This window comes from Actinobacillus vicugnae (assembly GCF_901687125.1).
Lineage (GTDB): Bacteria > Pseudomonadota > Gammaproteobacteria > Enterobacterales > Pasteurellaceae > Actinobacillus > Actinobacillus vicugnae.
The window spans coordinates 93,645-116,732 of record NZ_CABFJY010000046.1 but is presented as its reverse complement, the minus strand read 5'-3'; the positions used below and the strand labels follow the sequence as shown (position 1 = coordinate 116,732).

Annotated in this window: 19 protein-coding genes; 17 read left to right on the top strand and 2 right to left on the bottom strand. The window is 39.6% G+C overall.

The window, feature by feature from the left end; all coding sequences use genetic code 11:
• Positions 1 to 9 precede the first annotated feature (9 nt).
• Positions 10 to 183 carry a hypothetical protein gene (locus F8M47_RS12110; protein WP_167509616.1) on the bottom strand — a complete coding sequence of 58 codons (174 nt, stop codon included), beginning with the start codon at positions 181 to 183 and terminating at the stop codon, positions 10 to 12.
• 59 nt (positions 184 to 242) lie between these two features.
• Positions 243 to 956: an acid phosphatase AphA gene (gene aphA, locus F8M47_RS09640; RefSeq protein WP_150539871.1), complete on the bottom strand. Its 714-nt coding sequence runs from the start codon at positions 954 to 956 to the stop codon at positions 243 to 245.
• A 360-nt stretch (positions 957 to 1,316) separates the two neighbouring features.
• Here aphA and F8M47_RS09635 point away from each other — a divergent pair, with 360 nt between their 5' ends.
• The 17 genes from F8M47_RS09635 to recN all read left to right on the top strand — a co-directional run bounded on the left by F8M47_RS09635 (position 1,317) and on the right by recN (position 23,052).
• Complete coding sequence (locus tag F8M47_RS09635; RefSeq protein WP_150539870.1) at positions 1,317 to 2,651, top strand: anaerobic C4-dicarboxylate transporter; 1,335 nt, start codon at positions 1,317 to 1,319, stop codon at positions 2,649 to 2,651.
• 342 nt (positions 2,652 to 2,993) lie between these two features.
• Complete coding sequence (gene rsmH / locus F8M47_RS09630) at positions 2,994 to 3,935, top strand: 16S rRNA (cytosine(1402)-N(4))-methyltransferase RsmH (RefSeq protein WP_150539869.1); 942 nt, start codon at positions 2,994 to 2,996, stop codon at positions 3,933 to 3,935.
• Positions 3,936 to 3,947: 12 nt separating this feature from the next.
• Positions 3,948 to 4,262 (top strand): cell division protein FtsL, encoded by a 315-nt coding sequence (gene ftsL / locus F8M47_RS09625; RefSeq protein ID WP_150539868.1) that lies wholly within the window; start codon positions 3,948 to 3,950, stop codon positions 4,260 to 4,262.
• A 3-nt stretch (positions 4,263 to 4,265) separates the two neighbouring features.
• A complete protein-coding gene (locus F8M47_RS09620; protein WP_150539867.1) occupies positions 4,266 to 6,326 on the top strand; it encodes a penicillin-binding transpeptidase domain-containing protein in 2,061 nt (686 codons plus the stop codon).
• Positions 6,327 to 6,335: 9 nt separating this feature from the next.
• The gene (gene murE / locus F8M47_RS09615; protein ID WP_150539866.1) at positions 6,336 to 7,838 is read left to right on the top strand and encodes a UDP-N-acetylmuramoyl-L-alanyl-D-glutamate--2,6-diaminopimelate ligase; all 1,503 of its coding nucleotides are present in this window, start codon (positions 6,336 to 6,338) and stop codon (positions 7,836 to 7,838) included.
• 52 nt (positions 7,839 to 7,890) lie between these two features.
• Positions 7,891 to 9,282, top strand: a complete 1,392-nt coding sequence (murF, locus tag F8M47_RS09610; RefSeq protein ID WP_150539865.1) for a UDP-N-acetylmuramoyl-tripeptide--D-alanyl-D-alanine ligase — start codon at positions 7,891 to 7,893, stop codon at positions 9,280 to 9,282.
• A 155-nt stretch (positions 9,283 to 9,437) separates the two neighbouring features.
• On the top strand, positions 9,438 to 10,520 hold the full coding sequence (gene mraY, locus F8M47_RS09605; protein WP_150539864.1) for a phospho-N-acetylmuramoyl-pentapeptide-transferase: 1,083 nt from the start codon (positions 9,438 to 9,440) through the stop codon (positions 10,518 to 10,520).
• 85 nt (positions 10,521 to 10,605) lie between these two features.
• Entirely contained in the window at positions 10,606 to 11,916 is a 1,311-nt protein-coding gene (murD, locus tag F8M47_RS09600) for a UDP-N-acetylmuramoyl-L-alanine--D-glutamate ligase (protein ID WP_150539863.1), read from the top strand.
• Position 11,917: 1 nt separating this feature from the next.
• Positions 11,918 to 13,096, top strand: coding sequence for a putative lipid II flippase FtsW (gene ftsW, locus F8M47_RS09595; protein WP_150539862.1), 1,179 nt, complete (start codon positions 11,918 to 11,920; stop codon positions 13,094 to 13,096).
• Positions 13,097 to 13,248: 152 nt separating this feature from the next.
• Complete coding sequence (gene murG / locus F8M47_RS09590; RefSeq protein WP_150539861.1) at positions 13,249 to 14,313, top strand: undecaprenyldiphospho-muramoylpentapeptide beta-N-acetylglucosaminyltransferase; 1,065 nt, start codon at positions 13,249 to 13,251, stop codon at positions 14,311 to 14,313.
• 101 nt (positions 14,314 to 14,414) lie between these two features.
• Positions 14,415 to 15,842 (top strand): UDP-N-acetylmuramate--L-alanine ligase, encoded by a 1,428-nt coding sequence (gene murC / locus F8M47_RS09585; RefSeq protein ID WP_150539860.1) that lies wholly within the window; start codon positions 14,415 to 14,417, stop codon positions 15,840 to 15,842.
• Between the two features lie 157 nt (positions 15,843 to 15,999).
• On the top strand, positions 16,000 to 16,911 hold the full coding sequence (locus F8M47_RS09580) for a D-alanine--D-alanine ligase (RefSeq protein ID WP_150539859.1): 912 nt from the start codon (positions 16,000 to 16,002) through the stop codon (positions 16,909 to 16,911).
• Entirely contained in the window at positions 16,911 to 17,705 is a 795-nt protein-coding gene (locus F8M47_RS09575) for a cell division protein FtsQ/DivIB (protein WP_150539858.1), read from the top strand. Before F8M47_RS09580 ends, F8M47_RS09575 begins: the two co-directional genes overlap by 1 nt.
• 31 nt (positions 17,706 to 17,736) lie before the next feature.
• Positions 17,737 to 19,014, top strand: coding sequence for a cell division protein FtsA (gene ftsA, locus F8M47_RS09570; protein WP_150539857.1), 1,278 nt, complete (start codon positions 17,737 to 17,739; stop codon positions 19,012 to 19,014).
• A gap of 39 nt (positions 19,015 to 19,053) precedes the next feature.
• On the top strand, positions 19,054 to 20,268 hold the full coding sequence (gene ftsZ, locus F8M47_RS09565; RefSeq protein ID WP_150539856.1) for a cell division protein FtsZ: 1,215 nt from the start codon (positions 19,054 to 19,056) through the stop codon (positions 20,266 to 20,268).
• Positions 20,269 to 20,301: 33 nt separating this feature from the next.
• Positions 20,302 to 21,222 (top strand): UDP-3-O-acyl-N-acetylglucosamine deacetylase, encoded by a 921-nt coding sequence (gene lpxC, locus F8M47_RS09560; protein WP_150539855.1) that lies wholly within the window; start codon positions 20,302 to 20,304, stop codon positions 21,220 to 21,222.
• 156 nt (positions 21,223 to 21,378) lie between these two features.
• Positions 21,379 to 23,052 carry a DNA repair protein RecN gene (gene recN / locus F8M47_RS09555; RefSeq protein ID WP_150539854.1) on the top strand — a complete coding sequence of 558 codons (1,674 nt, stop codon included), beginning with the start codon at positions 21,379 to 21,381 and terminating at the stop codon, positions 23,050 to 23,052.
• The last annotated feature ends 36 nt before the right edge of the window (positions 23,053 to 23,088 follow it).

The following is a 23,088-nucleotide window of genomic DNA, read 5'->3' as shown; positions in this document are numbered from 1 at the left end:
TCAAAAATATTAGTGAGAGCGCTTAAACAAGCGTTTTAGCGCAAGCAACGGAAGTGAAATAGGCCAGCTTAGTGCCAGTAATAAACTATGTAGAACTGCTCTTAAAAAACCTTTGCGAGCAAATGAAGAACAAAGGCTGATAAAGAAACAAAATGGAATAACAAGTAGATAAACTTCGATCATAAGAGGCTCCAACAAAAAAGCTGTTGAACAATATCAACAGCTTTTATTGTAGCGTATTACTAGTAGCTTGAGTTAATTAAAACTTCTTCGCCATAGCCTCCAGCTTGTGGATGAGGAATATAAGTTGAGTTAGCTGCACGTAATACACGAATGCCTCGAATACCTGCTTCTTTGGCTGCAAGAATATCATCATCGCTGTCGCCATAGTGCAATTGTACTTTGTATTTAATTATAGCAGCGGTTTTACCTTGTTTATATTCTGATTTTTGTCCCCCTGTAAAATTAACAGGTTGCATATTTTTAATACCGAGTGCTTTTGCGAGAATTGGCGTAACTTGATCATCTTTACCCGCTGTACGGCCTGTGATGAGGAAAACTTGATCGCCTCGAGCTTGGTGCATTTCAATTAATGCTTTTGCAGAGAGCTTAGGAATTGAATATTTATCACACCCTGCATTAATTTCATCCCAGAAATCCTGATTTTTTAGATAGCTATGATCATTGGGAGAGTATTTCTGCTGACCATAATAAAAGCATCCACTCGTTGCAGCAACAGTATCATCAATATCAAAGCTTACATTCATAGGTGGAGTATCTTTTAAACTGTTTTTAATTTGCTCGATTGATACCCAGTGGATTGGAGCTTGCTGTTCTGCTTGGCGTACGGTAAACCCTGCTTGAGTATAAGGTTCTTTCTCACCAGAAGCTTGGCTAGAAAGAGAAAGCAAGCTTGTGAATACTGCAATAGCAATATATTTAATGTTAGATTTCATATGTCATCCTTTTATATTTTATTGTATTAAAGTTATAAATAAAGATAATTAATGAGTATGATACTCTTTATTATTGTAAGACGAAAATACCATAAATAAAATAGGTAATATTTATTTTGTAAAATGAATAAATTATCAACAGATTCATATGTTTTAGGGTGTTTTTATTCGACAAAATATCGGTTATTGTAGTAGCTGAAACAGCAGAGCCACTGAAGTGTGTCAAAGGTAGTTATATTTGTGCAAAATTTCGTATGACTACTACTAAAGTGTTATGCAGTTTTGATCAAGTGCAAGGAATCATCATCCGAGCTCAAGTAAACTGGCAAACGGTGATTATTTATTATTTTTGGAGATTATATGCTTTATGCAGAATTTTTGCTTTTATTAGCATTTCTTTATGCGGGGAGCCGTTACGGTGGTATCGGCTTGGGGGTAGTTTCAGGAATTGGTTTATTCGTGGAAGTGTTTTTCCTTGGTATGCCACTTTCAAAAGCACCAATTGATGTAATGTTGGTGATTTTAGCTGTAGTTACTTGTGCCTCTGTACTTGAAGCTGCTGGCGGCTTGAAATTTATGTTACAAATTGCTGAACGTATTTTACGTAGCAATCCTAAACGTATTACCATTCTTGGTCCGCTCGTGACCTATATTATGACCTTAATGTTAGGTACAGGCCATTCTGTTTATTCAATCATGCCAATTATCGGCGATATTGCTTTAAAAAATAAAATTCGTCCAGAACGTCCAATGGCAGCCGCTTCCGTTGCTTCTCAATTAGGGATCACAGGTAGCCCACTTTCTGCTGCTGTTGCATATTATTTAACGGAAATCACTAAATTACCTGGCTTTGAAGGGGTAACATTGTTAAATATTGTGGCAGTAACCATGTCAGCCACATTTGTGGGTGTGCTTGCTATGTCTTTATATAGCTTACGCCGTGGTAAAGAGCTTGAGGATGATCCAGAATATCAACGCCGTATGCAAGATCCTGTATTGCGTAAACAAATTGAAGAAACGAGTTCAACTTCATTAGATGAGCAATTACCTTCAAGTGCGAAAAATTCGGTATATCTTTTCTTAGCAGCGATTGCAACGATTGTGATTATTGCAATGATTCCATCAATCAAACCTGTTATGGCAGACACGGGCAAAACCGCTGGTATGGATAAAATCATTCAAATTGTGATGCTGACTTTTGGTGGTTTAATTTTAGTGCTAACCAAAACAGATGTGAAAAAAGTACCGAATGGTGTAGTGTTTAAATCAGGTATGGTGGCAACCATTGCGATTTTCGGTATTGCTTGGATGAGTGATACTTACTTTAGTTATGCGATGCCTTCATTTAAAGAAGGTGTAACGGAAATGATTAAAGCGCAACCGTGGACATTCGCCTTTGCTTTATTTGCAGTGTCAGTGGTGGTAAACAGCCAAGCAGTAACCGCAAAAATGTTATTACCAGTTGGTATCGCCATTGGCTTACCCGCGCCATTATTAGTCGGTTTAATGCCAGCAACCTATGCGTACTTCTTTATTCCAAACTATCCATCAGATATTGCAACAGTAAACTTTGACGTAACAGGTACTACAAAAATTGGTAAATACTACTTCAACCACAGCTTTATGGCACCAGGTTTAGTCGGCGTAATTACTGCTTGTTGCGTAGGTATTGCTTTAGCAAATGTAATTATCTAATTTCAATCCTTTTATAAGCGGTCGAATTTGCAAAATTTTTTACAAATTCGGCCGCTTTTTTGATCAGCCCTCAAAGTTGTTTATTACTAATGAATGAAACCGTTTGATAGTATTGAACAATTTGGGATTGGAACGGTTAAAACAATCCAGATTTTGAAATAAATAAGGGAATTTTCTTTTCTACTTATCTTTACCTAACAAAACGGTAAAACAGCTTGCCCGATGAACAACTAACCGATAAAATTTGGGTCTTTTACTTGGCGTTGTGGGTTTATAAAATTTTGAATTGCAAAGCCTTAGAAACCTTTTCTTTATAGCTAAATCAGTAAGTTGGAACAAATAATGAATGAGACAGTCCATAAGCATATTACCGTGTTATTAAATGAAGCCGTTGAGGGGTTAGCGATTAAGCCAAACGGTATTTATATTGACGGTACTTTTGGGCGAGGCGGTCATTCTCGACTCATTCTTTCCAAACTTTCCGAACGCGGGCGCTTAATTGCGACCGACCGAGATCCTCGAGCGATAGCAGAGGCAAATACCATTCATGACAGCCGTTTTCAAATTGTGCATACCGCATTTTCTGCGATTCCAGAAGTGTGTGAGCAATTAGGGTTAGTGGGTAAAATCGACGGTATATTGTTAGATCTAGGGGTTTCTTCTCCACAATTGGATGATGCGGAACGTGGATTTAGCTTTATGCGAGATGGGCCACTTGATATGCGAATGGACACAACAAAAGGTTTATCCGCAGCAGAATGGCTGGCACAAGTTTCGGTGGATGATTTAGCTTGGGTATTGAAAACTTTTGGCGAAGAGCGCTTTGCGAAACGTATCGCACAAGCGGTCGTTTCTTATAATAAATCTGCAACAGACAAAATTTCTCGCACATTGCAATTAGCACAAATTATTGCAGAGGCAGTGCCGTTTAAAGATAAACACAAACATCCTGCGACACGTTCGTTTCAGGCTATTCGTATTTTTATTAATAGTGAATTGGATGAACTAGAAAAGGCGTTACAGTCTGCATTAAGTGTGCTTGCACCAGAAGGGCGGTTGTCGATTATTAGTTTCCATTCTCTGGAAGACCGAATGGTAAAACAGTTTATGAGAAAGAATAGTAAGGGGGCTGATGTACCAAAAGGTCTGCCAATTTTAGAATCAGAATTGAATAAAAATATTCCGCTTAAAACAATTGGTAAAGCAATTATGCCAAGCGAGGCTGAAATTGCCGCAAACCCTCGCTCACGTAGTGCAGTGCTACGTATTGCGGAAAAAAGATAGAGGATTTAACGAATGGCAAGTAATGAACGTTACCCGCTTCATCAAATTATTTTGGATGATTTAACTGGAAATAATAAAGTTGCGCTGATTTTAATGATCGCAACAGTGCTCACTGCAATTGGAACAATTTGGATTACTCATCAAACACGCTTGCTTACTGCAGAGCAAGGAAAGTTAGTTCAACAAAATCGTAAATTGGAAAATCAATATATCCATTTACAGTTAGAAGAACATGCGAAAAGCCAGAAATCTCGTGTTGAAGCCGCTGCAGCAAGTTTTGGGTTACAACAAATTAAAAAAGAGCAAGAAGTTATTTTGGTTGAATAAATAATGGCAAAATCAGTTAAACTAAAGCGTAAATCTGTTCCGAAGGAACTAAGTACCGACACAAAAAAACAAGTTAACGTAAAAAATGAACCCAGTTATTTACCTATTCGTTTTGGCGTCGTTAGCTTGCTTATTCTCATTATGGCAGGTGCGTTAATTGCAAAAGTCGCACATATTCAATTATTTGATTCTGAACGCCTTATCAATGAAGCTAATAATCGCTCTCTTCGCACTAAAGAACTTCCATTTACTCGTGGTCGCATTTTAGATCGTGACGGGCGTTTCTTATCTATTAGTGTACCAATGTACTCGCTCACTTTAGACCCTCGTGAATATTTTGATAGCAAATTAAAGCGCTCATCGGAACGTTGGAAATTGCTTGCAATGGAAACAGGTAGTTCTAAAAGTAAAATTGAAAAAAGTGTGAGCGATTTTATTGAAAAGAAAAATAAATCGAAAGAAAAAGTTGAATTTGACCCTCGTGATATTTTAAACACCAAAAGCGAAGGTTATTGGACTTTACTCGCTCAAGCTACAGGTTTGGATTACAACACACTAATTGCGAATGTACGTAATAATCCTAATTCACAGTTTGTAGCACAGGAGATTGCTGCTGCACAATTAGATCGTTCCAAACTAGAAGCCATCGCTAAAGCAATTGGTGAAAAATATAGTGATTTAATGGGGCGTTTGTATAAAGTTGCTCGCCAGCGTTTTATTTATATTGCCCGTCATGAATCGGAAAGCATTGCTAATTACGCTCAAGATCTCAAGATTGATGGCATGGTATTAAAAGCAGAATCTCGCCGTTTTTATCCATTAGCAGAAGAAGCTTCACAGCTGATTGGTTTTACCGATATTGATGATGTACATGGTACAGAAGGTTTGGAACGTAGTTTTGATTCGCTATTGATTGGTAAAAATGGCCGTCAAGTGATCCGTAAAGATGCACGAGGTAATGTGATTGAAAATATTCGAGATGAAAAACAATACGATCCGCAAGACGTAATGTTAAGCATTGATGAAGAATTACAATCGGAAGTGTATAAAAAGATTAAAGAAGCGGTGATTGCTAATAATGCGGAATCAGGTACGGCAGTATTAGTTGATGTACAAACGGGCGAAATTTTAGCAATGGCAAATGCGCCTTCATTTAATCCAAATAAACGCAATAGCTTTAAGCCTGAATTAATGCGTAACCGTGCGATTACCGATACCTTTGAACCAGGTTCAACGGTTAAACCTTTGGTCGTTTTAACCGCTTTACAAAATGGCGCAACTTATCGTGATGAAGTGATTAATACTCGTCCGTTCGTAGTTAATGGACATACTATCAAAGATGTTGCACCTCGTGAAAGCTTATCGCTAACAGGAATCTTGCAAAAATCGAGTAATATTGGGGTGAGTCGTTTGGCATTGCGTATGCCATCTACCGCTTTGGTTGATACTTATACCAAAGTCGGCTTTGGTAAAGATACGGGACTAGGTTTAGGCGAACAAAAAGGGACGAATGGTGATCGGAAGCGTTGGTCAGATATTGAGCGTGCCACTATGGCATACGGTTATGGTTTAAATGTTACGCCATTACAGCTAGCACGAGCGTATGCAACCTTGGGTAGCTTCGGTATTTATCGTCCACTTTCTATTACTCGCGTGGATCCGCCTGTTATTGGTGAACGTGTGTTACCCGAGAAAATCACTCGTGATGTGGTACATATGATGGAAAGCGTAGCACAAAAAGGCGAAGGTGGTCAGAAAGCCGCAGTGGATGGTTACCGAGTGGCAGTAAAAACAGGTACGGCACGTAAGTTAGAAAAGGGACAGTACGTAGAAAAATATATCGCTTATACCGCAGGTGTAGCGCCAGCAAGTGATCCTCGCTTTGCGTTAGTTGTGTTGATTAACGAACCTAAAGCAGGTGCTTATTATGGTGGTTCGGTGTCGGCACCATTATTCTCAAGTATTATGGGCTATACACTTAAAGCAAGAAATATCAAACCTGATAACCTCACAGACAACGAAAGCGCTGTACGTGAAATAAAATCAGAACAAAAAGTAAATTAAGGAACAAATATGAAACGTTTACTTCCTTTTCTTACCGAACTTGATGCGTGGGTTGCAGAATTGAAACCGCTAAAGCAAATGACGCTTGATTCTCGCCAAGTTTCGGAAGGCGATTTATTTGTTGCGCTAAATGGTCATCAAGTAGATGGTCGCCAATTTATCCAAAAAGCGATTGAGCAAGGCGCTGCTTTAGTATTGGCAGAAGCGGATGAAGGGCAGGATGAAATTGAATTAGATGCTAAATTTGCAAAATATAATTTAGATCGCACCGCTTGTAAGGTGATTTCAGTACCAAATTTGCCGAGAATTTTATCGGAAATTGCGGGCGCATTTTATGCTAATCCATCGGATAAACTTACATTAGTTGGCGTAACTGGCACTAACGGTAAAACCACCAGTGCACAGCTACTTGCACAATGGCACAATCTATTAGGCGGAAAATCGGCGGTCATGGGCACGATTGGCAATGGGTTGTATGGCAAGGTGCAAGAAGCGACAAATACCACAGGTTCGGCAATTGAAGTGCAACGCAATTTAGCTGATTTTGTTGAATTGGGCGCGGATTTTTGTGCGATGGAAGTTTCATCACATGGTTTAGCGCAGTATCGTGCTGAAGCATTAAGTTACGATCTAGCGGTATTTACCAATTTAAGTCGTGATCACCTTGATTACCACAACACGATGGAAGAATACGCACAAGCAAAATTCCGTTTGTTTAGCGAGTTAAATACCAAAGCGCAAGTGCTGAATGCCGATGATGAAATCGGGCGCCAATGGTTGGCAAAATTACCAAATGCAGTAGCGGTAAGTACTGACGCTAACTTCAGCAGTGAACATAAATTTGTAAAAGTAACCAAGGTAAGCTTTAGCTTACAAGGCGTAAATATCAGTTTTGCATCAAGCTGGGGTAACGGTGAGCTACAAAGTCGCTTAATCGGTGCTTTTAACGTAAATAACTTACTTACAGCATTGGCAAGCTTATTAGTACTTGGACATGATTTGCAAAAACTGATTGAAACTGCACCGCTTCTGCAAGGGGTGGCAGGACGTATGGAATGCGTATTCTCGCCAAAAAATCCAGAAAATCGACCGCTGGTATTAGTAGATTATGCACATACACCAGATGCATTAGAAAAAGCGTTACAAGCTGCTCGTTTACATACCGAAGGCGAACTTTATTGTATTTTTGGCTGTGGTGGTGATCGTGATGCGGGTAAGCGTCCCATGATGGCGGCGGTTGCGGAACAATTGGCGGATAAAGTGATTGCGACGGACGATAACCCAAGAACAGAAAATAACGCTAAAATTATGGCGGATATTCTAAAAGGTTTTATTCAACCCGAAAAAGTGCAAGTGATTCACGCCCGTGAACAGGCAATTAAAACGGCAATTGAACAAGCAAATAGCAAAGACGTGATTTTAATTGCGGGCAAAGGGCATGAGGATTATCAGATTATTGGTACAACGAAGCATCATTTCTCTGATCAGGAAACGGCGAAGAAGTATTTGTAAGCCTATGCGTTGAACGGTATAAAAAGTAACAAAAATTTGAAGATAGATTTAAATGATAAAACTCACAATTCAAAAAATTGCTGAAATATTAAATGCTCGTTTAATTGGCGAATGTGAAATTTCAGTGGAAACTATCAGTACTGATACTCGACAAGCGGTCGAAAATGGGCTGTTTTTTGCATTAAAAGGTGAAAATTTTGATGCACATAATTATTTAGCTAACGCAGTGGAACAAGGTTGTGTGGCTGTTGTGGTGGAGCGTGAATGTGAAACTACGGTACCACAAATTGTGGTGCAAGACACACGCTTAGCTCTTGGTGAATTAGCAAAATGGTTGAAAACGGAACTCAATCCGAAAACGGTGGCGATGACAGGTTCTTCTGGCAAAACAACTGTAAAAGAAATGACTGCAAAAATTTTGCAAAAAATGACCGCGAGTGAAGATGAAGTGCTTTATACTTTTGGTAATTTAAACAATGACTTAGGCGTGCCAATGACCTTATTGCGTTTAACACCAAAACATAAATTTGCTGTAATAGAGTTGGGCGCTAACCATATTGGCGAAATTGCTTATACCACGGCAATGACCCAGCCTGATGCTTGCTTAGTAAATAATGTTGCAGCAGCGCATTTAGAAGGGTTTGGTTCGCTTGAGGGCGTGGCGCAAGCAAAAGGTGAAATTTACCGAGGCTTAAAAGTAGGTGGTAAAGCGATTGTGAACCAAGCGTACTATTATCCACAATGGCAAACAGAAATTGGCGATCACGAATTGCAATCTTTTAGCTATACAGATTCAGACCAAGATTCGTATGCAGATTTTTGGGCAGAAAATGTTGAATTAGGCCTAGCGGGTTCTCGTTTTTCGTTACATACGCCACAAGGCGAATTAGAGATTAATTTGCCGTATTTAGGCGTACACAATATTAGTAATGCATTAGCCGCCACTTCACTGGCAATGGCAGTTGGGGCAGATTTACAGGCTGTAAAAGCTGGCTTAGAACAGCATTCGCAAGTGAAAGGACGCTTATATCCGATTGAAATTAATGAAAATTGTTTGTTAATTGATGACACCTATAATGCGAATGTCGATTCAATGAAATCTGCGGTGGCAGTGTTAAAAAATTATCCAGCATTCCGTATTTTTGCCGTGGGAGATATGGCTGAGCTGGGCGAAGAAAGTGCAGCTTGTCACCAACAAGTAGCTGATTTTGTGAATGAAGCAAAGTTAGATTTAGTTGTGAGCTTTGGCAAACAAAGCGCAGTGATTAGTCGTGATTCTGCACATCACTTTACCGATAAACAAGCAATGCACGATTTCTTATTAGCTGTTATTTTGCAAAAAATTGCAGAAAAACAACCGCTTGTGTTGTTGGCAAAAGGCTCTCGTAGCCAAAAAATGGAAACATTAATTGAGGCGCTTCGCCAATCGTTAGGGAATATTTAAGCTCCCCAAATCCTCTGAGGCGAAGTTAGGTTGTTAAGTTCTGTTATCCGCTTCTCCTGCTAAGAGCAAGTGTGCAAATTATTTAGAATTTATGGGCGCATTGCTGAGCCAGAGGAAAATCATTTTTTTATTTTAATTTTTTACAAGGGTTTTTTATGTTAGTTTGGCTTGCTGAGTATTTAGTCCAATACAATACTGCATTTAACGTTGTCTCTTATATTACTTTTCGTGCGATTATGGCGTTGCTAACCGCAATAGGCATCGGTTTGTGGATCGGGCCTGAAGTGATTCGCCGTTTACAACTTTTAAAATTTGGTCAAGAAGTGCGTAATGATGGTCCTGAAAGCCATTTTAAAAAGCGTGGTACGCCAACGATGGGCGGTATTATGATTTTAATCGCAATCGGGGTAAGTACAGTGCTTTGGGCAGATTTACGCAATAGCTATGTGTGGTTTGTGCTGTTTGTGTTATTTGGATATGGTGCGGTTGGTTTTGTGGATGATTATTGGAAAATTAAACGCAAAAATACCGATGGCTTAATTGCTCGTTGGAAATATTTTTGGCTGTCAGTCATTGCGTTAATTGCTGTGTTTAGTATTTATGCAGTAGGTAAAGACACGGCAGCAACACAGTTAGTCGTGCCATTCTTTAAAGATTTTATGCCACAGCTTGGTATTTTCTTTATTATTCTTTCTTATTTTGTGATTGTTGGTACTTCAAATGCAGTAAACCTTACGGACGGTTTAGACGGCTTAGCGATTGTGCCAACGATTATGGTTGCATCTGCGTTTGCATTAATTGCATGGGCAACGGGTAACTTTAATTTTGCGCAATATTTACATATTCCATTTGTGCCAAACGCGGGGGAGTTAGTTATTCTTTGTACCGCAATTGTAGGCGCTGGTTTAGGTTTCTTATGGTACAACACTTATCCAGCACAAGTGTTTATGGGGGATGTTGGCTCGCTTTCATTAGGCGGTGCATTAGGGACGATAGCGGTGTTAGTACGCCAAGAGTTATTGCTGGTAATTATGGGCGGTGTGTTTGTGGTAGAAGCGCTTTCAGTAATTTTACAGGTGGGCTCATACAAACTTCGCCAAAAACGTATTTTCCGTATGGCACCCATTCATCACCATTTTGAATTAAAAGGCTGGCCAGAACCTCGTGTGATTGTGCGTTTCTGGATCATTACTTTAATGTTGGTGTTAGTTGGCTTAGTTACGCTAAAACTTCGTTAATCAATAGGTGGGCTTGTCCCACCTTTTTCGCTTGCAAGCGGTCTGATTTGTGCAATTTTTTACAAATTATAAAGAGATTCAAATTATGCAAAACCAATATAAAGATAAAGTGATTACAATTATTGGCTTAGGTAAAACGGGCTTATCCTGTGTCGAGTTTTTTGCTGATAAGCAAGCCAAAGTACAAGTTATTGATACCCGTGAAAACCCTGCAGGTGCAGATCAATTGCCTGCGAATGTGCCATTACACACAGGAAGCTTAAATAGTGAGTGGTTATTAGCTTCAGATTTAATCGTAATCAGCCCAGGACTTGCGCTAGCAACCCCAGCAATTCAACAAGCAATCCATGCAGGTGTGGAAGTTGTCGGCGATATTGAGCTATTTGTACGTGAAGCAAAAGCGCCGATTATTGCGATTACAGGCGCAAACGGAAAAAGCACGGTAACAACTTTAGTTACTGAAATGGCGAAACAAGCGGGGATTAAAGTTGGTATGGGGGGAAATATTGGCGTGCCAGTGTTGAGTCTATTACGTGAAGATTATCAGCTATTTGTATTGGAATTATCAAGCTTCCAATTAGAAACAACATCATCGCTTAAAGCAGTGGCGGCAACTATTCTCAATATTAGTGAAGATCATATGGATCGTTACAATCATTCGATTGAGGAGTATCGCTCAGCTAAATTACGCATTTACGATAATGCCGAAAATGTTATCGTAAACGGTGAAGACATGCAGACTTACCCACTTGAGGCACAAGCGGTCAAAAAATTGATTCGTTTTGCAGAACATAATGCAGAATACAGTATGCGTAACGGTATTTTATATTCAGCAGATAACGCTATTATTCCAAGCAAAGAAATGTTGATCTCTGGACGTCATAATGAAATGAATGCGTTAGCAGCTATTGCATTGGCGGAAGCAGCGGGTATCTCTCGTGAAGGTATTGTGAAAGCGCTACAAGTTTATGGCGGTTTGGAACATCGCTTCCAAGCGGTTAAAACCAATGATGGTGTGCGCTGGGTAAATGACTCCAAGGCGACCAATGTTGGTAGCACCGTGGCGGCACTTAATGGTTTACAGGTGGAAGGCACGCTCTATTTATTATTGGGCGGTGACGGTAAGGCTGCCGATTTCTCAGAGCTTAACCATTTGATTAATAAACCAAATATTGTTTGTTATTGTTTTGGGCAAGATGGCGCACAATTAGCGGAATTATCTAGCCAAAGTGTGTTAGTTGAAACGATGCAACAAGCGATAGCACAGATTCGTCCACAACTGAAAAAAGGCGATATGGTGCTGTTATCGCCCGCTTGTGCAAGCCTTGATCAATTTAAAAACTTCGAAGAACGTGGACAAGTATTTGTAAAATTAGCTCAGGAAGTAACCGCTTAATATGTTAGAAAAATTTAAGACAGAATGGGATAAATGGGTGCGATTAACACCGAGTAATTCACTTTATGATCGTACGTTGGTTTGGATCTTTTTCGGGTTGTTGATCATTGGTTTTGTGATGGTAACTTCAGCCTCCATTCCAGTAAGTACCCGTTTAAATAATGATCCCTTTTATTTTGCTGTACGTGACGGAATGTATTTGGCTGCTTCATTATTTGCGTTTGCAATTGTGGTGCAGATTCCAGCGGAAAGTTGGGAAAAACGTAATGTGCCGTTTTTTTTAATTTCAATTATCTTTTTAGTTGTCGTACTAGTGTTTGGGCGCAATGTGAATGGCGCAACCCGTTGGATTCCATTAGGGCCGATCAACTTTCAGCCTGCAGAATTGGCAAAACTTGCGATTATTTGTTATTTCGCAAGTTTCTATGTGCGTAAATATGACGAAATGCGTACCAAACGAGCAAGCTTTATTCGTCCTATGGTGATTTTGGCCATTTTCGGTATCTTGTTACTGTTGCAGCCCGATCTTGGTAGTACATTTGTATTATTCGTTTTAACCTTTGCGATGCTGTTTATTATGGGCGCAAGAATTATTCAGTTCCTGTTTTTAGGTATTGCAGCGGCGATCTTATTTGCTTTTTTAGTGCTAACTTCGGAATATCGATTAAAACGTGTAACCTCATTTATGGATCCATTTGCGGATGCTTATGGTGATGGTTTCCAGCTTTCAAATTCACAAATGGCGTTTGGACAAGGAGAGTTTTGGGGGCAAGGTTTGGGTAATTCGGTGCAAAAATTGGAATATTTACCTGAAGCACATACTGACTTTGTCATGGCAGTTATCGGCGAAGAATTTGGCTTTATTGGCATTGTTGCAATAGTTATCTTATTGGTTGCTTTAGCATTACGTGCGCTAAAAATCAGTAAAGATGCCCTGAAATTAGAAGAGCGTTTCCGTGGTTTTTTAGCCTTCGGGATTGCGATTTGGATCTTCTTACAAGGCTTTGTAAATTTAGGCGTTGCCTCAGGTTTATTACCAACCAAAGGCTTAACCTTCCCACTGGTGAGTTATGGTGGATCCAGTTTGGTGATTATGTCGATTGCAATTGCGATTTTATTGCGAATTGATTACGAAAATCGTCTTGCTTTAATTGGCCATGCACAAATCAAAGAAATCTAGCTAAACAAGCGGTCGGAATTTGCAAAAAATTTGCAAAAACTGACCGCTTTCTTTTTCCGTAAATAACCAATTTCCTGTACAATAACAACAATTTGTCTATAAAAATCTAAAAAGCGGTTGATTCCGCTCAAAATTTTGCAAAAGAGATCAAAATGACTAAAAAACTTCTTGTTATGGCTGGTGGAACAGGCGGACACGTTTTTCCCGCAATTGCTGTTGCACGTGAACTTCAAAAACAAGGTTGGGAGATCCGCTGGCTAGGTACGCAAGATCGTATGGAAGCGGATCTTGTGCCAAAGCATGGTATTCCAATTGAGTTTATCCAAATTTCTGGGCTTAAAGGCAAGGGAATTGGCGCATTGCTAAAAGCGCCGTTTGCTATTTTGAAAGCTGTGATGCAAGCCCGTAAAATCATTAAAAATTATCAACCTGATGCAGTACTGGGGATGGGTGGATATGTGTCTGGGCCAGGGGGTATTGCGGCTAAATTGTGTGGCATACCTCTGATTTTACATGAACAAAATGCAGTCGCAGGTTTAACTAATGTTTGGTTATCTAAAATTGCACGCCGTGTTTTACAAGCATTTCCAACTGCATTTGCTAATGCAGAAGTAGTTGGTAATCCTGTTCGAGAAGATCTGTCACAACTTATTGCACCAGAAATTCGTTTCGCAGATCGTGACTATCCGATCAATATTTTAGTGATGGGAGGCAGTCAAGGCGCGAAAGTGATCAACCAAACCGTGCCAGAAGTTGCAAAACAGCTGGGGAATCAGGTTTATATTAGTCACCAAGTAGGAAAAGGGAACCTAGGCGGCGTCGCTGAAATTTATAACACTGTGGGGAATGGCGTCGCTGCGGAATTTATTGATGATATGGCAGAGGCGTATAGTTGGGCAGATTTAGTGATTTGTCGCGCTGGCGCTCTCACAGTATGTGAAATTGCAGCCGCAGGTTTGCCCGCAATTTTTGTGCCTTATCAACATAAAGATCGCCAACAATATTTAAATGCGACTTATTTAGCGGACGATGGGGCGGCAATGATTATTGAACAACAAGATTTTACCCCTGAAAGTTTGTTAAATGCATTACAACCGTTAATTGCAGATCGTCAAAAACTTACTGAAATGGCAATCAAAGCACGAGCAAAAGCTACACCAACTGCGGCACAACGCGTAGCGGAAGTGATTATTCAAGAAGCAAAATCATCATTGTAAGTACGCTCTGTTTAGTTCCTACTTTTACAAGCGGTCAGATTTTATTATTAATTTGCAAATGGACGCCAAATGTGGTGTTCTTACTAAAATGGCAACACAAAATGAAAAATTTCCAAGATAAAGTTAAAAAGTTAGTACCTGAAATGCGCCGAGTGAATCAAATTCATTTTATCGGTATTGGTGGCGCTGGGATGAGCGGTATTGCGGAGGTCTTATTAAACGAAGGTTACCAAATTTCAGGTTCTGATATTGCAGAAGGCGCAGTGACTAAACGTCTAGCGGATGCAGGGGCAAATATCTTTATTGGGCATCAGGCGGAAAATATTGCTGGAGCAAGCGTAGTTGTTGCTTCCAGTGCGATTGATGATAGTAATCCAGAAGTACAAGCAGCAAAAGAAGCGCGCATTCCTGTGATTCAACGTGCGCAAATGTTGGCAGAAATTATGCGATTCCGTCATGGTATTGCGGTGGCTGGAACGCACGGTAAAACCACCACAACTGCAATGATTTCAATGATTTACACTGAGGCGAAATTGGATCCAACTTTCGTAAATGGTGGTTTAGTTAAATCAGCAGGTAAAAATGCGCATTTAGGTGCAAGTCGCTATTTAATTGCAGAAGCGGATGAAAGTGATGCTTCATTCTTACATTTGCAGCCAATGGTTTCGGTGGTAACCAATATTGAACCTGATCATATGGATACTTACGGTGGTGACTTTGAGCAAATGAAAGCGACTTATGTGAAATTCTTACGTAATTTACCATTCTACGGTTTGGCAGTAATGTGCGCTGATGATGAAACGGTAATGGAAATTGCGCCACAGGTTGGCCGCCAAGTGATCACCTATGGCTTTAGCGAAAAAGCGGATTACCGTATTGAAGATTATCAACAAACAGGCTTCCAGGGTCATTACACCGTGGTATGCCCAAATGGTGAGCGTATTGATGTGCTACTTAACGTACCTGGTAGACATAATGCGTTAAATGCAACAGCAGCGCTTGCGGTAGCAAAAGAAGAAAATATTGCTAATGAAGCAATTTTAGCCGCGCTTGCTGATTTCCAAGGTGCTGGTCGTCGCTTTGACCAATTAGGTTCGTTTATTCGTCCAAATGGTAAAGTAATGTTGGTTGATGATTATGGTCATCATCCAACGGAAGTGGATGTAACTATTAAAGCAGCGCGTTCAGGCTGGGAAAATAAACGTGTAGTAATGGTATTCCAACCACACCGTTATTCACGTACTCGTGATTTATTTGATGATTTCGTACAAGTGCTTTCTAAGGTTGATGCTTTAATTTTATTAGATGTTTATGCCGCGGGCGAAGTGCCGATTGTCGGGGCTGACAGTAAAGCTTTAGCGCGTTCTATTCGTAATTTAGGTAAAGTTGATCCAATTTTAGTATCAGATACTGAACAGCTTGGCGAAGTGTTAGATCAAATTATTCAAGACGGCGATTTAATTCTTGCACAAGGTGCGGGCAGTGTAAGTCGCATTTCCCGTGGTTTAGCAGAAAGCTGGAAAGCGTAATAATAAGCGGTCAAATTTGCAGAATTTTTTACAAGTTTGACCGCTTGTAAATAAATTTGTTAATTAGTCGTAGGATGGGCTTTAGCCTACTAAAAGAGATGATAATTTAAATGATGAGCTAGCTTATCCTACCAATAAATGAATAATGGAAAACAAAATGAGTATTAAAAACGAAAAAATTGCGGTGTTATTTGGTGGCGTTTCACAAGAACGTGAAGTTTCGCTAAATTCAGGTGCTGCAGTAACAGAAGCATTAAAATCACTTGGTTATAATGTCGAAGGCATTGACACTAAAGATTTCCCAATTGAAAAATTAAAAGAAAAAGGCATTCAGCGTGTGTTTAATATTTTACACGGTGGAATTGGTGAAAATGGCGTATTACAAGGTGCTTTAGAACAAATGGGGATTCCTTATACTGGTTGTGGTGTAATGGCTTCAGCGGTAACTTTAGATAAATTTCGCACTAAATTAATGTGGCAAGCCGTTGGGCTTCCAACCGCTGAAATGGTTGTAGTACGCCGTGGGGAAGCGGTTGATACTGAGCAAATTATTGCAAAATTAGGTTTACCTGTGTTTGTTAAACCTTCGAGCGAAGGTTCAAGTGTGGGGGTAACCAAAGTTAAATCTGTGGAACAATTATTACCAGCAGTAGAAGAAGCATTAAAGTTTGATTCTATTGTATTAGTAGAAGCATTTCTTGCGGGTAAAGAATATTCAGTGCCAGTATTAGGCGGCGAAGTATTACCTGCAGTGCAAGTGATTCCAGATGGTGAATTCTACGACTACCACGCTAAATACGTATCAGATAATACGCAATATATTGTACCTGCCTTAAATGATGAGCGCCAAGCAGAAGTGGCAGAATTAGTTAAAGCTGCTTACGATGTTGTTGGTTGCCGTGGCTGGAGTCGTATTGATATCATGGAAGATGCAAACGGTCGCTTTAATTTAGTTGAAGTGAATACTTGCCCAGGCATGACAAGCCACAGTATTTTCCCTAAATCAGCGGCAACAGTGGGTATTTCGTTTGAGAAATTAGTTGAACGTGTATTGGAGTTAAGCGCCTAATGGTTTCTGTTTTACGCAAAAAAACGGCACCTTCGGTGCGTTTTAAGCCGCTAAAAGCAAAATCTACAGCAAATCCCTTTAATAGGTTAGTATTAATTAAACCGTTGATTGTGTTATTATGCGTAATCTTCGCGTTTATTATTTATAGTAATTGGCAACCGTGGTTAGAGAGTTTGGATAAGACTCCGATTCGTGCCTATGCGCTAACCCATAAAACTCGATTTACGACAAATGCTGATGTTCGGGAAACTTTATCGCAAAAGCCTGTTCTAAAAGGATATTTCGGTCAAGATATCCAGCAAGTAAAAGAAAAATTACTTGGTATATCTTGGGTACGAGATGTGGTAGTGAGAAAGCTTTACCCAGATCGTTTAAGCATTACTTTGATTGAGCATAATCCAGTTGCTATTTGGAATGACACTCAGTTTCTTTCTGACCATGGTGTGGTATTTAGTTTACCAGCCGATCGAATGGATAAAACAGGGCTTCCTGTACTATATGGTCCTGATTCGGAAGGAAAAGTGGTTCTAGATGCGTGGAGTAAAATTAAAGCAGATTTAAAAGCTCGAAATTTAGAGCTTCAGTCTGTTGCAGTGGATAATAGAGGATCTTGGAAGATCACGTTGTCTAATCATGTAGAACTGCGCCTTGGTCGAGGAGAATGGACGCCCAAAATTGACCGCTTTGTAACAATTTTTCCAGAAATTAATGTTCCAGAAGGACAACGACTTGCTTATGTGGATCTGCGCTATGAACATGGTGCAGCTGTCGGTTTTAGTTCTGTACATCAATAATTCTTGGCAAGCATAATATAGTATAGTGAATATGACAAAAATAGCAGAATCCAAAATAATTGTCGGTTTAGATATCGGCACGTCAAAAGTTGTCGCCGTAGTGGGTGAAGTTTTGCCAGATGGCGTGATAAATGTAATTGGCTCGGGTGTTTGCCCAGCTAAAGGTGTTGACCGAGGCGGAGTGATTGATTTAGATGCCGCAGTCAATTCGATCCAACGTGCGATTGAACAAGCAGAGTCGGTATCAGACTGTCAAATTATTGGTGTAACGCTTGCTATTTCTGGACAACATATCACTGCTTTAAATGAAAGTGGCACTGTGCCACTTGCAGGTACGGTAACAAATGAAGATATTGATTCCGCGATTCATATTGCTCGCTCAATTAAATTGCCTGATGGTTTAGAAACGTTACATATTATTCCACAAGAATATAAAGTTGATCGCCTGCCAGCGACCAAAAACCCAGTTGGTTTATCTGGTATGCGTTTACAGGCACAAGCTCATCTTATTGCTTGCCACCAAGACTGGTTGCGTAACTTAAAAAATGCGGTAGAGCGCGCAAAATTAAAAGTAGATAAGGTCGTTTTTTCTGGACTTGCCTCAAGTTATTCAGTGCTAACCGAAGATGAAAAAGAGTTAGGCGTTTGCCTCATTGATATCGGTGGTGGCACAATGGATGTATTAGTTTATACCGATGGTGCCTTGCGTTTTAGTAAAGTGATTCCATTCGCTGGTAATAATGTGACTGACTATATTGCACATGTTTTCACTACTTCGCGCAGTGAGGCTGAAAGCATTAAGATGAATTATGGTAGTGCGATTAATCCTCCAGCACATAATGCAGAGAAAAAAATTGAGGTAGCTGGACTTGGCGGCCGAATGCCTAGAACCTTTACCAAAGCGCAAGTTGCGACGGTAACTTCACAATGTTATAGTGATTTATTAAAGGTTGTAGAGAATGAATTAACCCAATTACGCAATGAATTGTTCCAGAAAGGCATAAAACAGGAATTAATTGCAGGTTTTGTGCTTACTGGTGGTGGTTCACAAATCGAAGATATTGTAGAATGTGCAAGAAATATCTTTGGCTCTCAAGTAAGAGTTGGATATCCGTTGAATATTACAGGATTAACGGACTATGTAAATAAACCACAATATGCAACAGTACTCGGTCTTTTACAGTATAGCCATTACAATTCTGACGAAAAGAGTAGCGGTGGTGAAATTGGCGAGAAAGTAGATACGCTGCTTGATGTTTTAGGCAGAGGCGTGAAGAAAGCTGTTAATTGGGCAAAATCGAGTTTTTAATAGTGCTGATCAGAAAATTGGCACGTAGGGAGATAAAAAATGTTTGAACCTATTTATGAAACAACGCAAGATGCGGTAATCAAGGTTGTTGGCGTTGGCGGCGGTGGCGGTAATGCGCTAAACCATATGGTTGATGGCAACCTAAATAGTGAAGGGGTTGGCGGTGTTGAGTTTTTCTCAGTAAATACTGATGCACAAGTATTACGTACAAGCTCTGTACGTCAAACCATTCAAATTGGTGCTAATATCACTAAAGGTTTAGGCGCTGGTGCAAACCCGAATGTAGGTCGCCAAGCAGCCGAAGAAGACCGTGAAGCATTGTCTAATATGATTGCTGGTGCAGATATGGTATTTATCTCTGCTGGTATGGGAGGCGGTACTGGTACTGGTGCTGCACCTGTTATTGCAGATATTGCAAAATCACAAGGTTCATTAACTGTTGCTATCGTAACTAAGCCGTTCCGTTTTGAAGGTAACAAACGTATGAGTTATGCGGAGCAAGGCATCCAAGAGTTATCTAAGCACGTGGACTCATTAATTATCATCCCTAACGATAAATTATTAAAAGTATTACCAAAAAATACAAAAATGATGGATGCTTTTAAAGCAGCAAACGACATTTTACGTAATGCTGTTTTAGGGATCACAGATATGATTACTTCTCCTGGTTTAATCAACGTGGACTTTGCAGACGTGAAAACAGTAATGTCTGAAATGGGGCGTGCGATGATGGGTACAGGTATTGCTGAAGGTGAAGATCGTGCAGAAAAAGCAGCACATGATGCAGTAGCAAGCCCGTTATTAGAAGATGTTGATTTGTCAGGTGCTAAAGGTATTTTAGTAAGTATTGCGTCTGGTTTAGATATTGAATTAAATGAAGTTGATGTAATTATGGATTATATCCATAGTTTTGCGGCACAAGATGCAACTATCGTGTTTGGTACTTCAGTAAATCCAGATATGGAAGGTAAAATTCGTGTAACTTTAGTTGCAACAGGTATTGGTCAAGCAGAAGAATTAACTTTACCGAGAACGCCAGTGTTGCAACCACAGGTTCAGCAACAAGTGCAAACAGCATATCAGCCACAGGCACAACCTGCTCAACCAGCATTTGCTCAACCTCAGCAAGGTTATGCGCAACAACCAACACAATTTAGCCAGCCACAGCAGGCTGCACCAAAACCACAACAGGTAGATTCTTCTCAAGTTTGGTCTCCAAACTCAATTCCTGGGTTTATGAGAAATGGTCAGTAATGACCGCCCAATGTAGGGAATAAGGAGAGAATAATGATTAAACAAAGAACGCTAAAACAAGCAACCAAAGTGACGGGTATTGGCTTGCACAGCGGTAAAAAAGTAACTTTAACGTTACGTCCTGCTCCAGCAAATACGGGTATTATTTATGCACGTACAGATTTAGAGCCAGCGGTCTATTTTCCTGCAAGTGCTGAATCTATTCGTGACACGCAACTTTGTACTTGTATGATTAATGATGATGGGGTACGTATCTCAACTGTTGAGCATTTAAATGCAGCAATGGCTTCATTAGGTTTAGATAACCTAATTGTTGAAGTGGATGCACCTGAAATTCCAATTATGGATGGTAGTGCTAGCCCATTCATCTATTTATTGTTAGATGCAGGCATTGAAGAACAAGATGCGCCGAAAAAATTTATTCGTATTAAAGAAACTGTACGAGTAGAGGAGGGCGATAAATGGGCAGAAATTAAACCTTACGACAAAGGTTTAAAATTAGATTTCACAATTGATTTTAACCATCCAACAATTAGTAAAGATGTACGCAATTTCAAAATGGAATTATCTGCTGAGAGCTTTATTCACAAGATTAGCCGTGCAAGAACCTTTACTTTTATGAAAGATGTTGAATATCTTCAATCAATTGGTTTAGCACTAGGTGGAAGCCTTGATAATGCGATTGTATTAGATGAATATCGTATTCTAAATGAAGAAGGCTTACGCTATAAAGATGAATTAGTTAAACATAAAATGTTAGATTCAATCGGTGACTTATTTATGTGTGGCTATAATATTCTTGGCGATTTCAGTGCGTATAAATCAGGTCATGGTTTAAATAATAAATTATTGCGTGCAATACTTGCGAATGAAAATGCTTGGGAATTTGTGACCTTTGAGGATAAAGAACAAGCTCCACAAGGTTACCGTATTGGTGAACAAGTATTTATTTAATATGTTTTAATTTTAAAAATCCTCGTTGATGAAAATCAGCGAGGATTTTTTTATGGTAAGCGGTCTAATTTTGCAAAAAAATTATAAAGCACTTTACTGTGTAAAAAAACAGTTGTAGTATATATCTATACAGGTGATATTTTTACAGGTGTTTTTATGCTAACTCAATTAACCGTTAATAATTTTGCGATTGTCCGTCATTTAATGCTAGATCTGAATGAAGGAATGTCCGTCATCACAGGTGAAACGGGAGCTGGTAAATCAATTGCCATTGATGCGTTAAGCCTTTGCTTAGGTTATCGTTCCGAAAGCAGTATGATTCGCAATGGTGCAGATAAAGCAGATATTACTGCTACTTTTACGATGCAGCCGACAAGCCCTGCTTATTTGTGGTTGCAGCAGCATGAGTTATTAGATGAAGATAATCCTCAAGAATGTATTTTACGCCGAATGATTAATCAGGAAGGTCGCTCTAAAGCTTTTGTTAATAATCGCCCCCTGCCCATTTCTCAATTACGAGAATTGGGGCAATACCTTATTCATTTAAATGGTCAGCATGCGCCACAGTTATTACTAAAAAGTGAATATCAATTAGAAGTATTGGATAATTACGCGGGTATTCAGCAACTGTTACATGAAATGAGTTGCCAATATCACAGCTGGAGAAAATTGCATCAACAAGTGAAGAATTTCCGTCAGCAATGCCAAGAAAATGAAGCTCGTAGACAGCTATTGCAATATCAAGTAGATGAGCTAGATGAATTTGCGATTAAGCGAGGTGAATTTGAGGAGATGGAAGAAACGCATAGTCGCTTATCAAATTCAGAAGCGCTTACGGTACTTTCTCAGGAAGTAAGTGATTTGTTGAGCGAGAATGAATTAAATGTGGATTCAATGCTGTATAAGGCGATTCGTCATTTAGAAGATTTAGTTGAAGTAGATACACGCTATCAATCGGCATTAAATATGTTGAATGAATCATTGATTCAGGTTCAAGAAGCGAGTTCTGAAGTAAGTGATTTAGTCAGTAAAATCGAACAAGATCCAGATCTACTAAATGAATTAGATGAACGAATCAGTAAGACGATTCAACTAGCGCGTAAACATCATGTTTTACCTGAAAAGTTATGGCAACATCACTCGTTCTTACAGCAAGAGCTACAAAAATTAGTCGATTTTGCAGATAACGAAGATCAATTAATGTCAGATGAACAAGCCGCTTATCAGCTATCTGTTCAGCTTGCTGAAAAGATTTATCAAAAACGCCTTGAAGCGGCAAATAAACTCGCAGAACAAGTAACAGCTCAGATTAAACATCTTTCAATGGAAAATGGTGAATTTTTTATTGAAGTGCAACATGATCCTAAGAAGCTATCAAATAATGGTGCCGATTTTGTTGAGTTTAATTTGCGTAGTAATTTGGGGCAGCAAGCGCAGCCATTAGCAAAAATTGCCTCTGGCGGGGAGTTATCTCGTATTTCATTAGCTGTGCAGGTGCTAACCGCAAATAAATTATCTACACCAACTATTATTTTTGATGAAGTAGATGTAGGGATTAGTGGACCAACTGCGACAACAGTAGGAAAATTATTACGCCAATTAGGCAAAAAATGCCAAGTACTTTGTGTAACGCATTTACCGCAAGTTGCGAGCTATGGCCATCATCATTTTAATGTTCAGAAGTATGTAGAAAATAACCAAACTGAAACGCAAATGTCGTTATTAACGCAAACAGAACGAGTGCAAGCGTTAGCTAGATTGTTAGGGGGAAGTAAGATTACTGATGCCGTATTGGCGAATGCCCAAGAAATGTTAGATTTAGTTGAGTAATCAAGCGGTCATTTTAATGAGTATTTGCAATAAGTA